This is a genomic window from Curtobacterium sp. PhB78 (assembly GCF_003751685.1).
Taxonomy (GTDB): Bacteria; Actinomycetota; Actinomycetes; order Actinomycetales; family Microbacteriaceae; genus Curtobacterium.
On sequence record NZ_RKIA01000005.1, the window covers coordinates 197,356 to 215,394 of the forward strand.

General features: G+C 70.9%; 16 protein-coding genes. 5 read left to right on the plus strand and 11 right to left on the minus strand.

What is annotated here, in order from left to right; all coding sequences use genetic code 11:
* Positions 1-19 precede the first annotated feature (19 nt).
* From EDF53_RS13150 to EDF53_RS13180, 7 genes are all read right to left on the minus strand, one after another.
* Positions 20-1,672, minus strand: coding sequence for an ABC transporter ATP-binding protein (locus EDF53_RS13150; RefSeq protein ID WP_123293988.1), 1,653 nt, complete (start codon positions 1,670-1,672; stop codon positions 20-22).
* Positions 1,669-2,253, minus strand: a complete 585-nt coding sequence (locus EDF53_RS13155) for a GbsR/MarR family transcriptional regulator (RefSeq protein ID WP_123293989.1) — start codon at positions 2,251-2,253, stop codon at positions 1,669-1,671. Before EDF53_RS13155 ends, EDF53_RS13150 begins: the two co-directional genes overlap by 4 nt.
* Positions 2,250-3,659: a serine hydrolase gene (locus EDF53_RS13160; RefSeq protein WP_260215663.1), complete on the minus strand. Its 1,410-nt coding sequence runs from the start codon at positions 3,657-3,659 to the stop codon at positions 2,250-2,252. The genes EDF53_RS13155 and EDF53_RS13160 overlap by 4 nt, the downstream gene beginning before the upstream one ends.
* A gap of 84 nt (positions 3,660-3,743) precedes the next feature.
* Positions 3,744-4,634, minus strand: a complete 891-nt coding sequence (locus EDF53_RS13165) for an ABC transporter permease (protein WP_111086776.1) — start codon at positions 4,632-4,634, stop codon at positions 3,744-3,746.
* A complete protein-coding gene (locus EDF53_RS13170; protein WP_123293990.1) occupies positions 4,631-5,572 on the minus strand; it encodes an ABC transporter permease in 942 nt (313 codons plus the stop codon). The genes EDF53_RS13165 and EDF53_RS13170 overlap by 4 nt, the downstream gene beginning before the upstream one ends.
* Entirely contained in the window at positions 5,572-6,966 is a 1,395-nt protein-coding gene (locus EDF53_RS13175; protein ID WP_123293991.1) for a M14 family zinc carboxypeptidase, read from the minus strand. Before EDF53_RS13175 ends, EDF53_RS13170 begins: the two co-directional genes overlap by 1 nt.
* An 11-nt stretch (positions 6,967-6,977) precedes the next feature.
* Positions 6,978-8,564: an ABC transporter substrate-binding protein gene (locus EDF53_RS13180; protein WP_260215666.1), complete on the minus strand. Its 1,587-nt coding sequence runs from the start codon at positions 8,562-8,564 to the stop codon at positions 6,978-6,980.
* A 158-nt stretch (positions 8,565-8,722) separates the two neighbouring features.
* Between EDF53_RS13180 and EDF53_RS13185 the strand changes: the two genes are divergently transcribed.
* Both EDF53_RS13185 and EDF53_RS13190 read left to right on the plus strand, forming a co-directional pair.
* A complete protein-coding gene (locus tag EDF53_RS13185; RefSeq protein WP_123294193.1) occupies positions 8,723-9,382 on the plus strand; it encodes an FMN-binding negative transcriptional regulator in 660 nt (219 codons plus the stop codon).
* Entirely contained in the window at positions 9,379-10,848 is a 1,470-nt protein-coding gene (locus EDF53_RS13190; RefSeq protein WP_123293992.1) for an amidohydrolase, read from the plus strand. Before EDF53_RS13185 ends, EDF53_RS13190 begins: the two co-directional genes overlap by 4 nt.
* Positions 10,849-10,854: 6 nt before the next feature.
* On the opposite strand, the gene EDF53_RS13195 is transcribed toward EDF53_RS13190, so the two are convergent.
* Genes EDF53_RS13195 through EDF53_RS13205 form a run of 3 tightly spaced genes read right to left on the minus strand, consistent with a single transcriptional unit; the run spans position 10,855 to position 12,922 of the window.
* Positions 10,855-11,784 carry an Fpg/Nei family DNA glycosylase gene (locus tag EDF53_RS13195; protein WP_123293993.1) on the minus strand — a complete coding sequence of 310 codons (930 nt, stop codon included), beginning with the start codon at positions 11,782-11,784 and terminating at the stop codon, positions 10,855-10,857.
* Between the two features lie 9 nt (positions 11,785-11,793).
* Complete coding sequence (locus EDF53_RS13200; RefSeq protein ID WP_123293994.1) at positions 11,794-12,291, minus strand: ribose-5-phosphate isomerase; 498 nt, start codon at positions 12,289-12,291, stop codon at positions 11,794-11,796.
* Between the two features lie 22 nt (positions 12,292-12,313).
* Positions 12,314-12,922 (minus strand): XRE family transcriptional regulator, encoded by a 609-nt coding sequence (locus EDF53_RS13205; RefSeq protein ID WP_123293995.1) that lies wholly within the window; start codon positions 12,920-12,922, stop codon positions 12,314-12,316.
* Here EDF53_RS13205 and EDF53_RS13210 point away from each other — a divergent pair.
* Positions 12,921-13,448, plus strand: coding sequence for a GNAT family N-acetyltransferase (locus EDF53_RS13210; RefSeq protein WP_123293996.1), 528 nt, complete (start codon positions 12,921-12,923; stop codon positions 13,446-13,448). The genes EDF53_RS13205 and EDF53_RS13210 overlap by 2 nt on opposite strands.
* A gap of 52 nt (positions 13,449-13,500) precedes the next feature.
* On the opposite strand, the gene EDF53_RS13215 is transcribed toward EDF53_RS13210, so the two are convergent.
* On the minus strand, positions 13,501-14,061 hold the full coding sequence (locus EDF53_RS13215) for a disulfide bond formation protein DsbA (protein ID WP_235036050.1): 561 nt from the start codon (positions 14,059-14,061) through the stop codon (positions 13,501-13,503).
* Positions 14,062-14,288: 227 nt separating this feature from the next.
* Between EDF53_RS13215 and pepN the strand changes: the two genes are divergently transcribed.
* Together pepN and EDF53_RS13225 are read left to right on the plus strand one after the other, a co-directional pair.
* Positions 14,289-16,868 carry an aminopeptidase N gene (gene pepN / locus EDF53_RS13220; RefSeq protein WP_123293998.1) on the plus strand — a complete coding sequence of 860 codons (2,580 nt, stop codon included), beginning with the start codon at positions 14,289-14,291 and terminating at the stop codon, positions 16,866-16,868.
* Between the two features lie 75 nt (positions 16,869-16,943).
* Positions 16,944-18,011: a mechanosensitive ion channel family protein gene (locus tag EDF53_RS13225; RefSeq protein WP_123293999.1), complete on the plus strand. Its 1,068-nt coding sequence runs from the start codon at positions 16,944-16,946 to the stop codon at positions 18,009-18,011.
* Positions 18,012-18,039: the final 28 nt, after the last annotated feature.

Sequence of the window (18,039 nt, forward strand, 5' to 3'; positions counted from 1 at the left end):
CAGAGCCGGCGAGCGCCCGTCAGCCGGCCCGTGCCGCCAGGCGCTCGGATCGGCGCACTGCCTGCTCGTCCGGGTCCGGCACCGGCGCGGCCTGGATGAGTCGACGCGTGTAGGGGTCCTGCGGCGACCGGAGGATGGCGTCGCGACTCCCCTGCTCGGCGACCTTCCCGCCGTGCAGCACGACGACCCGGTCGCACAGCGTGTCGACCACGGCCAGGTCGTGGGTGACGAACAGGCACGCGAAGCCGAGGCGTTCCTGCAGCTCACGGAAGACGTCGAGCACCCGGGCCTGCACCGAGACGTCGAGGGCGCTCGTCGGCTCGTCGGCGATGAGCAGTGCGGGGTCGAGTGCGACGGCGCGGGCGATCGCGACGCGCTGCCGTTGTCCGCCGGAGAGCTCGTGCGGGAAGCGCTCGCGGTACCCGCCGTCCAGGCCGACGTCGGCGAGCAACCGCTCCACGCGTTCGTCGATCTGGGCCGACGGCAGGCGCAGGATCTGCCGGAGCGGCTCGGCGACGGTCTGTCCGACCGTGTAGCGCGGGTTGAGCGACCGGAGCGGGTTCTGGAAGACCACGCCGACGTGTCGCCGCATCTCCCGGCGCGCTGCTCGCCGGGCGACCGCCACGTCGGTGCCCTCGACGACGACCGAACCGGACGTGATCGGTGCGAGCCCCACGGCGGCGCGGCCGATGGTGGTCTTGCCGCTGCCGGACTCGCCCACGAGTCCGACGATCTCACCGCGACCGACCGTGAACGACACGTCGTCGACCGCGGGGAACCGCCCGCGCAGTGCACCGCCGTACTCGACCACGAGGTGCCGGACGTCGAGGACGACCGACGGGGCCTCCGTGACGGGGTCGACCCGCGCCTCCCGGCCGACCTCGGTGCCCATGCGTGGGACCGCAGCGAGCAGGTCACGGGTGTAGTCGGCGGACGGTGCGGCGAAGACCGCGGCGACGGTGCCCGTCTCGACGACGCGACCGCGGCGCATGACGACCACGCGGTCGGCGATGTCGGCGACGACGCCCATGTCGTGGGTGATGAGGAGGATCGCGGTGCCGGTGCGTTCGCGCAGCGCACGCAGGACGTCGAGCACCTCGGCCTGCACCGTGACGTCGAGTGCGGTCGTCGGCTCGTCGGCGATGAGCAGGTCGGGGTCGGCGGCGAGCGCCATCGCGATCATCACCCGCTGCGCCTGTCCGCCGGAGAGCTCGTGCGGGTACTGGCCGAGCCGGCGTTCGGGCTCCGGCACCTCGACGGCACGCAGGAGTTCGAGCGAACGGTGCCGGACGGCGGCGCGGTCGTGCGAGGCGTCGGCGCGGCGGACGGCCTCGGCCAGCTGGAACCCGACCGTGAACACCGGGTTGAGCGCGGCCGACGGGTCCTGGAAGATCATCGACACGCTGCGGCCGCGGACCCCGCGCAGGGTGCGCTCGTCGGTGCCGAGCACCTCGAGGCCGCCGAGCCGGATGCTGCCGGAGGACCGCGCCCCGTCCGGCGCGATCCCCATCGCCGTCATCGCGGTCATGCTCTTGCCGGATCCGGACTCCCCGACGACGGCGACGACCTCGCCGCGGCCGACGGTGAACGAGGCGTCGTCGACCGCGCGGACCTCGGCGCCGTCGACGTCGAAGGTCACGGACAGGTGGTCGACGGTCAGGACGTCGGTCATGGGGTCTCCGAGCGGTCGGTGCGGTCGCGGGCGGCCTTGAACGCCTCCCAGTCCTCGAGCATCTTGTGGTGGTGGCCCTGCAACCACTGCATGTAGTCGCGGCCGTTGAGCAGGCGCTCGCGGACCTCGGCGTCGACGTCGCCCGCCCCGGTGCGGCCGGCGTGCTCGACCACCGCCAGGCCGTGTCCGATGATGTCGCGCTGCCGGTCGAGGTACTTCCGTTCCCCGGCGAGCCAGGACCCCCAGACGTCGGCCTCGGCGCGGAAGTAGTGGCTGCGTTCGCCCGCGACGATCTGCCGCTTCACGAACCCGGAGTCGACGAGCCGGCGCGTCGCCATCGAGACCGAACCCGAGCTGGCGCCGAGGGCGCGTTGGAGATCGGCGGACGACGAGTGCGGCGCGCGGGTCATCATGAGGTAGCCGAGCACGCGGGCGTCGGTGAGCGCCATGCCCGCACCGTCGTTGAGCATGAGGGCGAACTCCTCGACGAACGCCTGACGCTCGGGTTCGAGCACGACGTCGTCGTGCCCGACACCGTCGTCGTGCCCGACACCGACGCCCCGACCGTCGACGTCGCTCACGGTGCCAGCCCTGCCGCGACCTCGGGCGACTCGGTCGGGATCGTCCACGGTTCCTCGGTCATGCCACCGCCGGCGCGGATCGACCGGACGGCGCCGTCGGCGTCGCGCGTGAAGGTGATGTCCTCGTCGACCGAGCCGAAGCGGTTGCCGTGCGTCATCCGGAGCGTGTCCGCGTCGACGACCTCGAGCCGGGTGGGGGTGTCGAGCGGTTCGGGTCCGGACGGGTCGACCTCGACGAGCCGGTCGCCGATGCGGGCGATGTCGCTGACGCCCCACGGGTTGGCGAAGCGTCCGGTGTAGGCGGCGGTGTCGACGTCGTCGGGCACGGGAGTACCCGGCGCGGACGTGTCCGCCGCGGCGTCGAGCATCTGCACGACGGCGGTGGCGATGAGGGTGGCGGGTCCGGCGGCGGCGCTCGTCATGACGGACACGACGAGTCCGGATGCCGGGTCGAACAGCGACTGCGTGATGTGCCCGGGGAACCCGCCCGAGTGGCCGCGGATCTCGCGCCCTCCGATGCGGTCGACGATGAACCCGGCGCCGTAGCCGCGGGCGGCCGGGTCGTCGGTGGCGCTCCAGGCCTTGCGCTGCGCGAGTCGCTTCGAGTGGTCGTCGAGCAGGCTGCCGGCCCCGATGACGTGCTGCGAGAAGTACTTGACCAGGTCGGAGGCGGTGCCGTGGAACCCGGTGGCGGCGGCCATGGCGTGGGTGTCCACGTGGTCGATGCGCTGCCGCTGCCGCGCGGTGTGGAACCCGGTGTAGCCGACCACGAAGTCGTCGGCGCGCGTGGGGTCCCAGTCCGGGCCGGTGTTCCGCAGGCCCAGGGGTTCGGTGATCGACTCGCGGACGAAGTCGTTGTAGGACTGCCCGGAGACCGCGGCGATGACGAGCCCGAGCAGCGAGTAGCCGAGGTTCGAGTAGTTGAACGACGACCCGGTGGGGACCTTCTGCCCGCGGTCGAGCACGAGTGCCAACAGCTCCTGCTCGTCGGGGAACGGGCGCAGGAGCGACCAGTAGTCGCCGTCGTGGCCGTCGCGGATGACCCCGGCGCCCATCTCCATGAGCTCACGGATCGTGGCGTCGGCGAGCGGGGAGCCGCCGTCGACCAGCGCCGGGACGTACGTGCCGACGGTGTCGTCGAGCCGGAGCGACCCGCGCTCGGCGAGCTGGAGCAGTGCCGTCGCGGTGAAGGTCTTCGAGTGCGAGGCGATGCGGAACAGGTCGGTGGTGGTCAGGCGACGCCCGGCCTCGACGTCGGCGTAGCCCCAGGCCTCGTCGAACAGCACCTCGCCGCCGAACCCGATGGCGACCTGCACGCCCGGCACCCGCAGCTGCCAGACCTTGTACGACACCCACTCGTGGATGTAGGGCAGGGTCTTCCGGTACGCGGAGAGGGTGTCGGTCACGGTGGTCCTTTCGAAGGGCGGTGGTTCGAGTCTGGCGCGTCGGTCGCGACGGTGCCCACCGCGACGCGGCGTGCACCGTGGAGGTCAGCGCCGACGCGGGTCGAGCGCGGCGCGCAGCGTGTCGCCGAGCGCGATGACGGAGAGCACCGTGACGGCGAGGAACGCCGCGGGTGCGATGAGCATGTGCGGGGCGCGGAGGAACTGCGACGTCGCGGCGGAGAGCTGCAGCCCCCACGAGATCGCCGGGCTCTCGAGCCCGATGCCGAGGTAGGTCAGCGACGACTCGGACACGATGACGCCGCCGACGGTGATGGTCGCGAGCACGAGCAGTGGCGAGATCGACGACGGCAGCACGTACCGGGTGGTGATCCGCCAGGTGGACAGCCCCATCGTGCGGGCGGCGAGCACGAACTCGGCGTTCCGCACGCTGCGGACGCTCGACCGCACGAGCCGGGCCATCGTCGGCCACCCGAACAGCGCGAGCACGAGCGACACCGTCAGCACGGACCGCTCCCCCACGCTGTTGAGCACCACGACGGCGCCGAGCAGGAACGGGAAGCCGAGGAACACGTCGGTCAGGCGGGCGAGCACGGCGTCGACCCAGCCGCCGACCATGCCGGCGATCGTCCCGACGACGACGGCGACCATGCCGGCGAGCACGGTGGTGAGCACCGCGACGGCGATCGACGACCGGGTGCCGTACACGACGTTGGCGTACACGTCGCAGCCCTGCAGGTCGAAGCCGAACGGGTGCCCGCTGGTCGGCGAGGCGCCGCTCTGCCCGAGGTCGCACACCCGGGGGTCGCCGTGGCCGAACAGTCCGGCGAACAGCTGCGGGAACGACGCGACGAGCAGCACGACGACCAGGACCGAGGCGGGGACCCAGAAGCCCGGGGTACGGGCTGCGGCCAGCAGGGGTCGTCGTCGGCCGCCGACGACGGGTTCGACGGTGGCGCTGAGCGCTGAGGTGGTCATGCGGCTGCTCCGGTCCGGACGCGGGGGTCGAGGGCGGCGTGCAGCAGGTCGACGAGCACGCTCGTGACGAGGAACACCAGGATGAGCGCGGTCGAGATGCCGACGACGACGGCGCCCTCGTGCGACCGGATGCCCTGGAACAGCAGGTTCCCGACGCCGGGCAGGTTGAAGATGCCCTCGATGATCACGGTGCCGCCCATCAGGTACCCGAGGTCGGTCGCCAGGTAGGTGGCGGTGGGGATGAGCGAGTTCCGCATCACGTGCACGCCGACGATCCGACCGGGCGCGAGCCCCTTGGCCCGTGCGGTGCGGACGTAGTCGGCGTCGAGGGTCTCGATCATCGAGGTACGGGTGAGCCGGGACACCGCCGCGAGCCCGAACAGCGCGATGACGAACGCCGGCAGGATGTACGCCGTCGGCCAACCCGCGGTGACGCCGGCGACCGGGAACCAGTGCAGTCGCACCGAGAACACCAGCTGCAGGGCGACGCCGAGGACGAACACGGGGATCGCACCGACGACGATCGTGCCGACCAGGACCGTCTTGTCGAGGGCGGTCCCGCGCTTCAGGGCGGAGAGCACCCCGAGGCCGATGCCCAGGACGATCTCGAGGGCCCACGCGGTGAGCGCCAGGGTGATCGTGACGGGCCACCGCGAGGCCATCTGCTCCCCGACGGACTGCCCGTTGAAGTCGGTGCCGAAGTCGCCGCGGAACAGCCCGCCGACGTACTGCACGTACTGCAGCCAGAGCGGCTGGTCCAGGTGGTACTCGGCCCGGAGCGTGCGGACGACCGCGTCGCTGAGCGGCCGGTCGCCGCCGAGCGCCCGGATCGGGTCACCGGGCAGCGCGAACGTCATCGCGTAGATGAGGAACGTCACCCCGAGGAACACGATGGCCAGGCCGCCGAGCCGGCGACCGACGGCGAGCGTCGGACGCATCACGCGCCTCCCGACACGGCCGCCGACACCGGACGGGAGGCACGGGTCGGGTCCGCCACGTGCGCCGCGCAGGCGAGGATCGCCCCGTACTGCACCCCCACCAGTTTCCGCACCGGGATCGGGTCCGCCTCGGTGGCGGCGTCCGCCTGCCAGTGCGCGTAGCGCTCCGCCAGGCGGTCGCGCAGGCGCCGGAGCGGCGCGGACGCCGTACCGGCGGTGGTCTCCGCCTCGAACGCGCGCAGCAGCATGCCGCCGTAGCGCAGCCGGAAGCAGCGGACCAGGTCCTCGCAGCCGAAGCGCTCCGCGACGGTGGCCCGCCGGTCGACCGGCTCGCGGTCGGCCCGGCGGCGGTCGGTGTCCGCCGTGCCGACGAGCATCGGCACGAAGGCCCGCGACGCCTCGAGGAACGGCGACTCGATCGACAGCATCGGCGACGCCTCGTCGAGCAGCTGCTGGAGTTCCTCGCCCGAGGCGCCGAGCTCGGCGGAGCAGCGCCGCAGCAGGTCGGCGTACGACTCGTCGGTCGGGGTCTGGTCGTCGGCGTCCGGATGGCTCCAGTACGGCAGTTCGGCCACCATGCACAATGCTCCGTGCCGCATCGCCCACGCCGCACTCGACGCACCGTGGATGTGCTCGCCCGGGTCGACCCCGAGTCCTTCGAGGTAGTCGTACGCGGTCTCGATCCCGTCCATCGCGAACACCGCGGGGGCGAGTTCGCGCAGGAACGGCGACTCGGGCTCCCCGGTGTCGAGCGGCAGCCCGAGCGCGGCGGGGACCGCGTGCAGGGTGTCGACGACGTCGGGCAGGTCCTCGGACAGGTAGTAGTAGACCCCGCCCATCTCGCCGTTGTGCAGCGACACCAGCAGGTCCGGCTCGGTGTCGTCGATGAGCCGCATGAACGCGAGCGTCTCCGGCAGCACCTGGTCGAAGTACACCGACTTGTGGCTGTTCGGGAACGTCCACTCCACCTGGCTGTCCGGTGCCGGGCGGTAGAAGTGCCGCGAGTAGAACACCCGGTCGTGCGGGTCGTGGAACCACGCCTCGTTGAGCCGCATGCCGTCCGGGTCGATCGTCGGGACGATGTGCCAGGTGACGTCGAGCGCACGGGCGTCGTCGTCGGTGAGCACCGTCTCGGCGAGGTGCAGGGCCGTCCACGAACCGATCGGTTCGTTCGGGTGCACGCCGCCGACCACGACGGCGGCGTGCGACCCGGTGCCGATCCGGTAGGAGTGCAGTGGTTCGCCGAGCCGGCTGGTGCCGATCCGGGTGACCGTGACCTGGTCCGGGTGGGACGCTGCGAGCGCGTCGAACCGGGCGTGCAGGTCGTCGACGAGCGGGAAGCCGTCGTGGTCGGGGACCTCGGCCGCCAGGCGGAGGATGGTGCGCTGGTCCATGTGGTGGTGCCCTACTTCACGGCGATCTGCGCGACGACCGGGCTGCCGGCGACCGCGGGGAGCTTCGTGACCTTGTCACTCGTGACGTACGAGTACTTGTCGAAGAAGGTCGGGACGACGGGGAAGTCCTCGAGCACGGCCTCCTGCGTCTTCGTGTAGTACTCGTTCGCCTCGTCCTGCGAGCCGGCCGAGTCGGCCTTCGCCAGCAGCGCGTCGACGGTGTCGGACTGGTAGTACCCGGTGCAGGGCGAGCAGCCGCCGGCCAGGGTGAACAGGGCGCGGAGGGTGTTCTGCTGGCTGATGTACAGCGCACCCCAGTGACCGAAGTGCGGGCCGGCGACCTTCTTGTCCGTCAGCTCGGAGTAGTACGAGGCCCAGTCGGTGGTGGCCTTCGCGACGGTGTCGACGCCCAGGTTCTGCCGGATCTGGTTGGCGTACGCCTCGTAGAGCGAGTCGAGGCCGCTGCCGCCGGGGTAGACGAGCGTGATCGTGCCGTCGAAGCCGCCGGACGTCGCCAGGAGCTTCTTGGCCGCCGCGGGGTCGAACTCGCACGCGTCGCCGCAGATGCCCTCTTCGGTGCCGGACATCGACGGGGGCGTGAGTGCGGTGGCCGGTTCGTACAGGCCGCCGTAGATTGCCGTGTTCACCTCGTCGCGGTCGATCGACATCGAGATCGCGCGACGGACGTCGGGATCGGAGTACCGGTCGTCCCAGAGCGGGAAGCCGAGGTAGTCGATGCCGGGGGCGTCGAAGGAGTGCAGTCGGTCGCCGAAGTCGGCCTTCGCGCTCGTCATCTTGTCGGTCGGCAGGAACAGCACGTCGGCGTTGCCCGCGAGGACGTCGGTGTAGGCGGTGTTCATGTCGGAGTAGCTCCGGAACGTGACGTCCTTCGTGACCGGCTTCGTGCCCTCGTAGTCCTTCCACGCGGTGACGGTGAACTCCTTGTCCGCCTTCCACGCCGACTGCATCTCGTAGGGGCCGTTGCCGATCGGCTTCTCGTCGTACGCCTTCAGGTCCTCGTAGGCGGCCGACGGCATCGGGTAGAACGCCGTCTGGGCCTGGCTGAGCTGCAGCGGGAACTGGCTGTCGGCGTGGGTGAGCGTCACCGTGAAGGTGTCCTTGCCGGTGACCTGCAGCCCCGACATCTCCTTCGTCTTCGGGGTGCCCTTCGCCGGGTTGAGGTCCGTGTACCCGACGATCGCGGCGAGCTGCCCGCTGTTCTCCCACGCGTTGGGGCCGTAGGCGACGTGGTTCCAGGCCTTCACGTAGCTCTCCGGGGTGACGGCCTCGCCGTTCTGGAACGTCCAGCCGTCCCGGAGGGTGATGGTCCACGTGGTGGCGTCGTCGCTCTCGACGCTCTTCGCGGCGACGTCGTGGAGCTCGCCCTTCGCGTCGGTCTGCGTCAGCGGTGCGAACAGGCTCTGCACCTGGTCGAACGCGACGGTCTGTCGTCCGGGCGTCAGGTGGTCGGGCTCGCCGGTGGCGTACACCAGGCTCGATCCGCCGGCGGAGTCGGCCGTGCCGCTCGCCGAACAGCCGGTCACCACGAGCGCCAGTGTGGCTGCCGTGGCCAGGGCGGCGATGGTCCTGCGTCGCATGGGGGTCTCCTCGGGTCGTCGTTGATGAGTGAAGCTAGGCCCGTTCGAGCCCCCGGCACAATGCTTCTTTCAATGAACTCTGAAACTTTTACCGTTCTGAAACACTCGCGAAACGACAGGTGTCGCGCTCGACCGGGGCCGTGTGCCACGCTCGGACCATGCGGCACACACCCCACTTCCTGATGACGGACGTCGACGAGGTCAAGCGCCTCGTCGCCGGCAACCCGTGGGCCACGATCGTGTCGCACACCGACGCCGGGATCGTCGCGTCGCACTACCCGTTCCTGCTCGAGACACCCGGGCCGGACAACGACCCCGACCAGGTCGTCCTCGTCTCGCACGTCGGCCGCCCCGACGAACTCGCGCACGAACTCGGCCGCCACGAGGTCCTGGTCGTGGTGCAGGGTCCGCACGGCTACGTCTCCCCCGCCTGGTACCCGCCGGAGCAGTTCGTGCCGACCTGGAACCACGTCACCGCCCACCTGTGGGGCACGCCGGAGCTGCTGTCCGACGACGAGAACTTCCGGGTGCTCGGCGAGCTCGTCGACCACTTCGAGCGCGTCATGCCCGAGCCGGTGTCCCTCGAGATCGACGAGGAGACCGCGCGCCGGATGGCGAAGGGCACCGTGGGCATCCGCATCCGGGTCACCCGGTTCGACGCCCGCGCGAAGCTCTCCCAGAACAAGGCCCCCGAGGTCGTCGACCGGATCATCGCCGGCCTGCGCGGCGACGGCCCCTACGCGTCGCCGGCGCTCGCCGACGAGATGGAGCGGGTCCGGTCCGTCGGGCCCACGACGGACAGCCGGGAGGCGCGATGACCGAGATCCTGCTCCGCACCGTCCGCAGGGTGGGCACCTCCGGGGCCCCTGCCGACGTCCGCATCACCGACGGCCTGGTCACCGAGATCGCGCCGGCCGGCACGCTCGACCCCGCCGGCCCCGACACCGAGGTCGTCGACGCCGCCGGCGCCTGGCTCGGCCCCGGCCTCCGCGACCACCACACGCACTTCGACCAGTGGGCGCTGGTGCGCCGCCGCGTCGACGTCTCCGGCTGCGACTCCGCGGAGTCGACCGCCGACCTCCTCGCCGCGGTCGCGCGGACCGGGGTGCCGGACCGCGTGCTGATCGGACACGGCTACCGCGACGGGTTGTGGCCGACCCCCGCACGACGCGAGCTGCTCGACCAGGCCGCACCGGGCCTCCCGGCCGTCGTCATCAGCGGTGACCTGCACGCGGTCTGGTGCAACGCCCTCGCGCTCGCGCACTTCTCCGCACTCGTCGGCCGCTCGCTCGAGGCGGGTGAGGACGGGATCCTGCGCGAGCAGGACGCCTTCGACGTGACCGGCGCACTCTCGCAGGTGCCGGACGACCTGCTCGACGGGTACGTCGCCGACGCCGCGGAGGCCGCTGCCGCCCGCGGTGTGACGGGCATCGTCGACCTCGAGATGCGCTTCGGCCTCGACCGCTGGGCGCGCCGGATCCACGCCGGCACCGACGCGCTCCGGGTGTCGTCCGGCGTCTACCCGGCCGAACTCGACGCCGTGATCGACCGCGGACTCCGCACCGGCGACGTCGTCGACCGGACCCGCGGCCTGCTCACGATGGGGCCGTTCAAGGTCGTCACCGACGGCTCGCTCGGCACCCGGACCGCGGCCATGGCCGACGGCTCCGGCGTGCTGGCGTGGGAGTTCGACGACCTCGTCGCGATCACCCGCCGAGCCGTCGACGCCGGACTCGTCCCCGCGATCCACGCCATCGGCGACCGGGCGAACACCCTCGCGCTCGACGTCTTCGAAGCCGTCGGCGCCCGCGGCACCATCGAGCACGCGCAACTGCTCGTCGACACCGACGTCGACCGGTTCGCCAGGCTCGGGGTGGCCGCCTCGGTGCAGCCCGAGCACGCCATGGACGACCGCGACATCGCCGACCGGCACTGGGCCGGTCGCACCGACCGTGCCTTCGCGTTCGCGTCGCTCGCCCGAGCCGGCGCCCGGCTGCTGCTCGGGTCGGACGCCCCCGTCGCGCCGCTCGACCCGTGGATCTCGATGGCCGCGGCCGTCGGACGCGACCGGGACGGCCGCGACCCGTGGCACCCCGCCGAACGGCTCTCCGCGCTCGCCGCGTGGCAGGGGTCCACGGACGGTCGGGTCAGCGTCGCGGTCGGCGACGTCGCAGACCTGGTGCTCGTCGAGTCGGACCCGCTGGCGGCGTCGTCGTCCTCGTTGCGGTCGATGCGGGTGCTCGCGACCGCGATCGCCGGACGGTTCACGTACTCAGAGCTCTGAAGCGCGCTACTTCTGGTCCTTCGGGCACCAGTAGAGCTTCCGACCGGCCATGTCGGCCACCCGGATCTCGGTGCCGCACACCCGGCAGGGCTCACCCTGGCGGTGGTAGACCCAGTGCCGGTCCTTGCGCGACCGCTGCGCCTTCTTGTACTCGGCGTCGGACAGGCCGTCCATCGTCATCATCAGGCCGTCGCGGACGCCGTCGTGCAGCAGCTTCGACCAGTCCGCCCACAGCGCCTTCGCCTGCTTGACGGTGATCTTCTTGCCGACCTTGTACGGGTCGATGCGCTGCCGGAACAGCAGTTCGGCCCGGTAGATGTTGCCGATGCCGCTCACCACGGACTGGTCCATGAGCAGCTGGCCGATGGCGACGTTCCGCTTCCGGACGTTGTCCACGAACGTCTTCTCGGCCTCGGGACCGTCGTCGTTCATCGGGTCGGGGCCGAGCTTGTCGAGGGCACGCTGCACCTCGGCCGGGGTCTCCACCACGCAGGCCGTCGGGCCGCGCAGGTCGGCGACGGTGTCCTCGGTCAGGATCCGGACGCGCACCTGGCCGACGGGGTCCGGCGGGAAGGACTCGATCGGGTCCTCGACCTTCTCCTGCTCGGCCATCCGGTACCGCGCCAGTCGGGGTGCGCCGATCGACGTGAGGGACTCCTCGCCGTCGTCGTCGGCGGACAGCGCCGTGGCGGTCGACAGGTCGCCGGCGAAGTCCCACGCGCCGTAGAGCCCGAGGTGGACGCGCAGGAACAGGTCGCCCTCGAACTCGAGGAACATCTGCTTCGCCACGGCACGGGCGGCGATCATCCGCTTGCCGTCGAGCTGAGCGGCCCCGGCGGCGAACCGCCCCTGCGGACTGGACACCTCGCAGCGCTTGCCGACGAAGTGCCGGGTGAACTGGTTGGCGATTCGGTGGACGGAGTGACCCTCGGGCATGGGACCTGTCTACTCGGCCGAGCCGTCGATCTGCTTGCCGGCGATGTGCCCCGTCTGCTCGTACTCGGCCAGCTGCGCGATGCGGCGCGCGTGACGCTCCTCGCCCGAGAACGGCTCGGCGATGAACAGGTCGACGAAACGGATCGCTTCGTCCTCGGTGTGCTGGCGCGCACCGATCGAGATGACGTTCGCGTCGTTGTGCTGGCGTGCGAGGAGTGCGGTCGACTCGTTCCAGACGAGCGCTGCGCGGACGCCCTCGACCTTGTTCGCGGCGATCTGCTCACCGTTGCCGGAGCCGCCGAACACGACGCCGAGCGCCTGGACGCCGGCACGCTGGTCCTGCACCACGGCGTGCGCGGCGTTGATGCAGAACGAGGGGTAGTCGTCGAGCGCGTCGTACTCGGTCGGTCCGTGGTCCACGACCTCGTGACCGGCTTCGGTCAGGTGCGTTGCGAGGGTCTGGTTGAACTCGAGGCCGGCGTGGTCCGTTCCGAGGTGGATGCGCATGGAACCGATCCTATTCCTGCGACTACTGCCCCCGGACCACCACAACGACGTACCGCGTGAGCCCCTCGCCCGGGTTCCGGTAGACCACGTCGGCGGGGTCACCGAGCTCGATCCGGTCGCCCGCGGCGAGCCGCGTCGGCTCGCCGCCGACGACGAGCTCGAGCACGCCGTCGACCACCCAGATGCAGTGCCGCAGGAACGCGTAGGCGGACGCCGGGTAGGCCACTTCGCGGCCGGCCGGGAGGCGCACCTCGGTGACGTCCGCGGGGAACGCCGCGCTCGAGACCGGACGGCGGCGGTACCCGGTGTCGGGATCGGTCCAGGACTCCGCGGTCGCGCCGCGTTGGATGCCGCGTGCGTCGTCGGGGTCGGTCGCCCTGGGCACCTCGTGCTCGAGGGCCTCGTCGAGGAGCTGCGAGATCGTCAGGCCGAAGGCGCCGGAGAGCCGGCCGAGGATCGTCGCGGTGGGGCTCGACACCCCGCGCTCGACACGGTTGATCATCGCGCGGGAGACACCCGACTCCTCGGCGAGCTCGGTGAGGCTCCACTTGCGTTCGGTGCGCAGGCGTTGGAGGCGCTCCCCGAGAGCCCGTTCCGCGAGACCCAGCTCGTCGTCTACGATGTGAGACATGACGACAGCATATGCGACGAACGGGACGGATCCGGTCGTGGTGCGCGATTGCGGACCCGGCGACCTCGACGTCGTGCACGCCCTGCACGTCGACGCCGTGCTGCACTCCACCGCCATCTGGCAGGAGACCCCGCACCCCCGCGCGTACTTCGACGGCTGGCTCGCCGAGCGGCAGGGCGACGGGTACCCGGTGCTCGTCGCCGAGGTCGACGGCACCGTGGCCGGGTACGCCACGTACTCGCAGTGGCGGCCGCACCACGGGTACCGGCTGACCGTCGAGCACAGCGTCTACGTGGTCGAGTCGTTCCGCGGTCGGGGCATCGCCTCGACCCTGATGCGGTCGCTCGTCGAGCGGGCGACCGCCGAGGGCCGGCACGTCATGATGGCCGGGATCTGCAGCACGAACACCGGGTCGATCGCCCTGCACACCAAGCTCGGGTTCAGCACGGTCGCGGTGGTGCCCGAGGTCGGACGCAAGTTCGACCGCTGGCTGGACCTGACGCTCATGCGCCTACCGCTCGCCTGACGCGAGCCGAGGGGCGGGGGCGAGCCGCGCCTCCCGTCCGCTTGCCGGAGCGTCAGGCGGTGGTGTCGAAGACCGGGCCGACGGTACGCGAGCGCTTGAGCTCGAAGAAGCCGGGGTACTTCGCCACGGCGACGACGCCGTCCCACAGGTCGAGCGCCTCCTGGCCCTTGGGGGCCGGGGAGATGACCGGGCCGAAGAACGCGGTGCCGGCGACGGCGATGACGGGCGTGCCGACGTCCTGTCCGACGCGGTCGATGCCGTCCTGGTGGCTGACGCGCACGGCGGCGTCGACCTCGTCCGTCCAGGCGTACTCGAGCAGGTCGGCGTCGAGGCCGAGCTCCGCGAGCACGGCGGGGACCACCTGGTCGGGGTCCTGCTCCTGGCGGTGGTGGATGTGCTCACCGAGGGCGTCGTAGAGCGGCTTCACGATGTCCTGGCCGAGCCGGAGCCGCGCCGCCGTGACGATGCGCGGGTAGAGCTGCCCCTTGTGGATGCGCTCGCGGTACTCGTCGGGGATGTCCTGGTCCTCGTTCAGGACGAACAGGCTCATCACCTTCCACGTGACGTCGAGGTCGCGGTGCTCGGCGACCTCCCCCACCCAGCGGCTCGTCATCCAGGCCCAGGGGCAGTTCGGGTCGAACCAGAACTCCACGGTGGTGCGTTCGGTCGGGTGTTCCGTCGTGTGTTCCGTCGTCTTGTCCACAGTCGTCTCGCTCACGCTCCGAGCGTACGCGGCGTCGCTAGGCTGGGGATGACCGTCCCGCCGGTGCACGACGCCGTGCCGGGACTCCCCCTCGCGGACCACGATCGTCCGCGTCCTCAGCGAAGATGGAGCGTTGCGTGCCCGGAGAGAACCTCACCAGAACCGAAGCCCAGGAACGTGCCGGCATCGTCAGCGTGCAGACGTACGACGTCGAGCTCGACCTGACCCGCGGCGCCGAGACGTTCGGCAGCACCACCCGCGTGCGCTTCACCGCGACCGCGGGTGCGTCCACGTTCATCGACGCGATCACGAAGACCGTGCACTCCGTCACCCTGAACGGCACGGCGCTCGACGTCGCCGCGGTGAACGACGGCGTCCGCATCCAGCTCGACGACCTGCAGGAGCAGAACGAGCTCGTGGTCGTCAGCGACGCGCTGTACACGAACACCGGCGAGGGCCTGCACCGCTTCGTCGACCCCGTGGACGACGAGGTGTACCTGTACTCCCAGTTCGAGGTCCCCGACTCGCGCCGCATGTTCGCGGTGTTCGAGCAGCCCGACCTCAAGGCACAGTTCTCCTTCACCGTGACGGCGCCGTCACGGTGGCAGGTCGTGTCGAACTCCCCGACGCCCGAGCCCCACGTCGACGGTGAGAACGCGACCTGGGCCTTCCCGCCCACCGCGACCATCTCGAGCTACATCACGGCGCTCATCGCCGGCCCGTACGAGGTCGTCCGCGACGAACTCACGAGCAGCGACGGCCGCACCATCCCGCTCGGCGTCTTCGCGCGCAAGTCGCTGGCCGAGTACCTCGACCCCGAGTACGTGTTCGAGACCACCAAGAAGGGCTTCGCCTACTACGAGGAGAAGTTCGACGTCCCGTACCCGTTCGAGAAGTACGACCAGCTCTTCGTGCCGGAGTTCAACGCCGGCGCGATGGAGAACGCGGGCGCGGTCACGTTCACCGAGACCTACGTCTTCCGCTCGAAGGTGACCGACGCCATCAAGGAGCGCCGGGTCGTCACGATCCTGCACGAGCTCGCGCACATGTGGTTCGGCGACCTCGTCACCATGAAGTGGTGGAACGACCTGTGGCTGAACGAGTCGTTCGCCGAGTGGGCCTCCACGATCGCCACCGCCGAGGCCACCGAGTGGACCGAGGCCTGGACCACGTTCCAGGCGATGGAGAAGTCCTGGGCATACCGCCAGGACCAGCTGCCCTCGACCCACCCGATCGTCGCGACGATCAACGACCTCGAGGACGTCCAGGTCAACTTCGACGGCATCACGTACGCCAAGGGCGGCTCCGTCCTCAAGCAGCTCGTGGCGTGGGTCGGCATCGACGCGTTCTTCGCCGGCGTCTCGGCCTACTTCAAGAAGCACCACCACTCGAACACCGAGCTGCGTGACCTGCTCGTCGAGCTCGAGGCCACCAGCGGCCGTGACCTGTCCGAGTGGTCGAAGCTCTGGCTCGAGACCGCGGGCGTCAACACGCTCCGCCCGGAGATCGAGGTCGACGCGTCCGGCGCGATCACCGCGTTCGCCGTCCTGCAGGAAGCGCCGGCCGACTACCCGACGCTCCGCCCGCACCGCCTCGCCATCGGCGTCTACGCGTTCGGGACGGACGACTCCGCACCGTTCGGTGCCGACACCGCGTCGTCCGGCGGCAAGCTCGAGCGCGTGCACCGCGTCGAGATCGACGTCGACGGCGCACGCACCGAGGTCCCCGAGCTCGTCGGCGTGCATCGCGGCGACCTCGTGCTCCTCAACGACGACGACCTGGCCTACGCCAAGATCCGTCTCGACGAGCAGTCCCGCACGACGGCGATCGAGCACCTCGCGGCCATCGCGAACCCGCTCGCCCGCTCCATCGTGTGGGGCGCGATGTGGGACGCCACGCGCGACGCCGAGTCGCCCGCCAGCGACTACGTCCGGCTCGCGCTCGGCAACATCGCGACCGAGTCCGAGTCGACGACCATCCGCACGACCCTGTCGCAGCTGCTCCTGACGACGCGCAACTACGTCGCGCCGTCGAAGGTCGACGCCACGGTCCGCACGGTGGGCGAGACGCTCTGGCAGCTCGCGGCCTCGGCCGAGGCCGGGTCGGACGCCCAGTTCCAGTTCGTGAAGTTCTTCGCACAGATCGCGTCGACGCCCGAGCACGTCGCCACCCTGCAGGGGCTGCGCGACGGTTCGGTCACACTGAACGGGCTCGAGATCGACACCGACCTGCGCTGGGAGCTGCTCGAGGGCCTCGTGCTCGCCGGTGCCGCCTCCGATGCCGAGGTCGACGCCGAACTCGCGGCCGACAAGACCGCGTCGGGTGAGCAGGCCGCGGCCCGCGCCCGTGCGACGATCCCGACCGCCGAGGGCAAGCTGGCCGCCTTCGCGTCGCTCGTCGACTCCTCCGAGCTGCCGAACGCGATCGTGCGCCAGACCACGGTCGGGTTCCAGCACGTGAACAGCCCCGTCGTGCTCGAAGGCCTCGTGCCGAAGTACTTCGAGGTGCTCACCCGCATCTGGGCCGAGCGCAGCTACCACATGGCCGACACCATCGTCTCGGGCCTCTACCCGGCGCCGCTCGCGTCGGCCGAGCTCCGCGACGCCGCCCACGTGTGGCTCGAAGCGCACCCGGAGACCCCGGCGCTGCGGCGCATCGTGTCCGAGAGCGTCGCGGGCACGGAGCGTGCGCTCCGGGTGCAGACTGCCGACGCTTGAGTCTGCGTCGCTGATCGGCTGGGCCTCGGCGTTCCTCATGGAACGCCGAGGCCCCGCCCTTAGCATCGACCGGATATGACCTTGGCTGCAGAGACCTCCGACGTCCCGAAGTGGGCATCCAACGCGTTCACCCAGTTCGTCGACGCCTGGCACATCCCGATCACGATCGTGATCACCATCATCGCGGCGATCATCCTGCGCGTGATCCTCCGCCGGATGATCAAGCAGATCGTCGACCGTGTCGTGAACGGCGTGAAGAAGCGTCAGGGCGCCGAAGACACGCAGGCACTCATCGCGTCGCCGGTCCAGACCGCGCGTGTGGTGCAGCGGACCCGCACCCTGGGCAGCGTGCTCGAGAACCTCGCAACGGTCATCGTCGTGGTGGTGGCCCTTGCGATCATCATCCCCGTGGCGATCCCGGACGCCGCCGTCGGCATCGTCGGTGGCGCATCGCTCGTGGCCGCGGGCCTCGCCGTCGGCGCGCAGTCGATCGTGAAGGACCTGCTCTCCGGCATCTTCATGATCCTCGAGGACCAGGCCGGCGTCGGCGACGTCGTCGACACCGGGCAGGCCACGGGCGTCGTCGAGAACGTCGGGCTCCGAGTCATGCAGGTGCGCGACGTCAACGGGATCCTGTGGTTCGTGCCGAACGGGCAGATCCTGCGCGTCGGCAACCTGTCCCAGGGCTGGTCGCGCGTCCTCGTCGACATCACCGTCCCCTACGACACCGACATCGACGCCGTGCAGGACGCCCTGCTCGCGGCCGCCGTCACCATGTCGCAGGAGCCCCGCTGGCGCCAGCGCATCGTCGAGAAGCCCGAGATCTGGGGGCTGCAGTCGGTCTCCCCCGACGGCATGGTGTTCCGCCTCGTCGTGAAGACCCGCGCCTCCGAGCTCGACGTCGTCGGCCGCGAACTCCGCGCCCGCCTGAAGCACGCCGTCGACGAGCTCGGCATCACCCTGCCGGCGATGGCGATGATCATGCCCGAGGGCTGGGAGAACGCGACCTCGATCAACGGGCTGCGGTCGGTGCAGACGCGTCCCACCCCGGCGCCGACCAAGCCGCGCCGCCCCAAGCGCAACGTGCTCGGGCAACCCATCCGGACCGACGACCACCACGACGGCGGGAAGGACCCCCAGTGACCGATCCCACACCTCCGAGCAGTGGCCC

Bases quoted from the DNA above. Each gene is read 5' to 3' on its own strand.
- EDF53_RS13150 (WP_123293988.1), bottom strand. From the start codon at position 1,672: ATGACCGACGTCCTGACCGTCGACCACCTGTCCGTGACCTTCGACGTC.
- EDF53_RS13165 (WP_111086776.1), bottom strand. From the start codon at position 4,634: ATGACCACCTCAGCGCTCAGCGCCACCGTCGAACCCGTCGTCGGCGGC.
- EDF53_RS13170 (WP_123293990.1), bottom strand. From the start codon at position 5,572: ATGCGTCCGACGCTCGCCGTCGGTCGCCGGCTCGGCGGCCTGGCCATC.
- EDF53_RS13175 (WP_123293991.1), bottom strand. From the start codon at position 6,966: ATGGACCAGCGCACCATCCTCCGCCTGGCGGCCGAGGTCCCCGACCAC.
- EDF53_RS13180 (WP_260215666.1), bottom strand. From the start codon at position 8,564: ATGCGACGCAGGACCATCGCCGCCCTGGCCACGGCAGCCACACTGGCG.
- EDF53_RS13185 (WP_123294193.1), top strand. From the start codon at position 8,723: ATGCGGCACACACCCCACTTCCTGATGACGGACGTCGACGAGGTCAAG.
- EDF53_RS13190 (WP_123293992.1), top strand. From the start codon at position 9,379: ATGACCGAGATCCTGCTCCGCACCGTCCGCAGGGTGGGCACCTCCGGG.
- EDF53_RS13195 (WP_123293993.1), bottom strand. From the start codon at position 11,784: ATGCCCGAGGGTCACTCCGTCCACCGAATCGCCAACCAGTTCACCCGG.
- EDF53_RS13200 (WP_123293994.1), bottom strand. From the start codon at position 12,291: ATGCGCATCCACCTCGGAACGGACCACGCCGGCCTCGAGTTCAACCAG.
- EDF53_RS13210 (WP_123293996.1), top strand. From the start codon at position 12,921: ATGACGACAGCATATGCGACGAACGGGACGGATCCGGTCGTGGTGCGC.
- EDF53_RS13205 (WP_123293995.1), bottom strand. From the start codon at position 12,922: ATGTCTCACATCGTAGACGACGAGCTGGGTCTCGCGGAACGGGCTCTC.
- EDF53_RS13215 (WP_235036050.1), bottom strand. From the start codon at position 14,061: ATGACGAGCCGCTGGGTGGGGGAGGTCGCCGAGCACCGCGACCTCGAC.
- EDF53_RS13225 (WP_123293999.1), top strand. From the start codon at position 16,944: ATGACCTTGGCTGCAGAGACCTCCGACGTCCCGAAGTGGGCATCCAAC.